At 32.2% G+C, this 2,937-nt stretch carries 1 protein-coding gene; it reads left to right on the top strand.

The annotated features are described in order from the left end of the window. Positions 1–2,937 (top strand): CusA/CzcA family heavy metal efflux RND transporter (locus ABY298_RS15790; RefSeq protein WP_372747006.1); only part of this gene is annotated, 2,937 nt, incomplete at both ends.

Raw genomic sequence — 2,937 nt, 5'->3', positions numbered from 1 at the left:
GAAGGAACTGTACATCATATTGAGCAACGCCTCAAGAAAAACAAAAACAACATCACTACTGCTGAAATGGATGAGTTAACCTATAAATCGAGTAGTATGATGATGAATGCTGCTTTTTTCGGACAACTTATCATTCTAATTGTATTTACCCCAATTTTATTTTTAACAGGTGTTGAAGGTAAAATGTTTACTCCAATGGCATATACCTTTGGATTTGCTGTTTTAGGTGCTTTGTTATTGTGTTTAACCTATGTGCCTGTAATGGTTTCTTTATTTATGAAACCAACACCACAAGGCAAAAACAATCTTGCTATTCGTACTGAAACTTGGCTAAACAATATTAGTAACAAAGTAATGGCTGCTTTTTTTAAAGTGTATAAACCTTTAATACAAGGTGCTTTAAAATTTAAAAAAACTACCATTGCAGTTGCAGGTGGTTTATTTATAATCGCAGTGTTTATCTTTTCAAATATGGGAGGAGAATTTATTCCAAAATTAGATGAAGGAGACATTGCAATGCAAATTATTATGAAACCAGGTAGTTCATTATCCGAATCTATAAAAGTATCTAATCAGGTCGAAAATATTATCAAAAATAATTTTCCTGAAGTGATAACTGTTGTGGGTCGAATTGGTGTTGCTGAAATCCCTACAGATCCAATGCCTATGGATATTACCGACTCTTTTATCATTCTTGAAAAAGATGTAAATAAATGGACATCCGCAGATAATAAAGCAGAACTAATTGAATTAATGCAAGAAAAATTAAAAGCAATTGTGGGGGCTAATTTCTTATTTAGCCAACCTGTTGAATTGCGTTTTAATGAATTATTGACGGGTGTTCGTGAAGATGTAGCAATTAAACTCTATGGAAATGATTTAGACGTTTTAGCGGTAAAAGCTGAAGAAATGGCTAAAATTATTCAAACTGTTGAAGGGGCTGCCGATGTAAGAGCCGAGGCTACTGAAGGATTGCCACAAATCACAGTAATTTACCAACGTGAAAAATTAGCGAAATACGGTTTAAATATTGATAAATTAAATAGATATGTTAGCACGGCTTTTGCCGGAGCAAATGCAGGAATTATTTTTGAAGGAGAAAAACGTTTCGATCTAGTAGTTCGTTTCGCTGCTAATAACAGAGAAAGTATTGAAGATTTAAAAAATCTTTTTGTAGATCTTCCAAATACAAATACGCAAATACCTTTAAAAGAGTTAGCCAATATTAGTTACAAACCGGGTCCTATGCAAATTTCTCGTGACAATACATACAGGAGAGTTTCCGTAGGTGTAAATGTGAGAGGAAGAGATGTAGCATCTATGGTAGGAGATATTCAACTAAAACTTGATAAAGAATTAAAATTACCCGAAGGTTATTTTATTGAATATGGTGGGTCTTTTGAAAATTTGGTAAGAGCTAAAGAACGACTTTCTATTGTGGTTCCTATTGCACTGTTTTTAATATTTATACTATTATACTTTGCTTTAAATTCCATAAAACAAGCAGTTATGATTTATATGGCAGTGCCTTTGGCAGCCATTGGTGGTATTTTAAGTTTATTTTTACGCGGTATGCCTTTTAGTATTTCAGCTGGTGTAGGTTTTGTTGTATTGTTTGGTGTGGCAGTTTTAAACGGACTGGTTTTAGTAAGCAGATTTAATAGTTTAAAATTAGAAGGAATGACCGACTTAAAACTCCGTATCCTTACAGCTACTGAAGAAAGATTAAGACCTATTTTACTTACGGCAATAGCTGCTATTATGGGATTTTTACCTATGGCAATTTCAGCATCTGCTGGCGCTGAAGTACAACGCCCTCTAGCAACTGTTGTTATAGGTGGCTTAATTTCCTCAACACTTTTAACCCTTTTAGTAGTACCAATTCTATATTATTTTGTTGAAAATGGTACTTCTTTAAAATCGAATCTTAAAATGAAAAATGTAAAAACAACACTTTTAATTGTTGGAATGATGTTAAGTATGGCGCTAAATAAAACCTATGCTCAAACTGCTCCTATAACTATTTCTATTGATGATGCTGTTAAAATAGCAATGGAAAACAATCCAACAATAAAAGGTGCTCAATTAGAAATTGAAAAACAACAAAACTTAAAAAAATCAGCTTTTGATTTAGATAAAACGGCAATTTCCTATACAAAAGGACAATTAAACGGACTTCAACAAGATTATAATGTAAGTATTTCACAAGATTTTAAATTTCCAACACTATATGGAACGCAAGCTAAATTACAAGCTGATAAAATTAAACTAAGTGAAACCAATTTAAATGTTGAAAAAAATAAGTTAGAAAGTGCTGTAAGGGCAGCTTATTTAGAGTTGTGGTTTGTGAAAAACAAGTCTAATTTAATTGCTAATCTGGAAAAAGAGTATGAAAATTTCGCCTTAATTGCTGAAAAAAAATACGCACTTGGAGAAACAAATTTAATAGAGAAAATTGCTGCAGAAGGTAAAAAAGAAGGCGTTAGATTGTTAAAATCTAATGTAGAGTTAGATATTAAAAGTGTAACCAAGCAATTGCAATCATTAATGAATAGCGATGCTTCCTTTGAAATTTCAAACAAAAATTTAGAAAAAATCCCTTTTGAAGCTTCTGCCGAAGAAAATTCAGATAATCCAATGCTTTTATCGCTTCAAAATGAAATAGCAGTGAAAGAAAGAGAACATAAATTAGAGAATGCAAAATTTCTTCCAGACCTGTCCGCAGGTTATTTCAATCAGCAAATTGAGGGTGTTAAAAACTTCTCAGGCTTTGAACTAGGTATTAAAATTCCTTTATTTTTTAGAGCACAACAAGGTAAATCTCAGGCAGCCAAAAAAGATGCTGAAATAGCTTCATTAAACTATCAGCAATCTAAATTAGATTTAAATGCGCTCCTGAAAACAAAACTCAATGAATATGATAAGCAAAAAGCTGCT

The organism is Lutibacter sp. (assembly GCF_041596795.1).
GTDB lineage: Bacteria > Bacteroidota > Bacteroidia > Flavobacteriales > Flavobacteriaceae > Lutibacter.
This window is presented reverse-complemented; position numbering and strand designations above follow the sequence as displayed.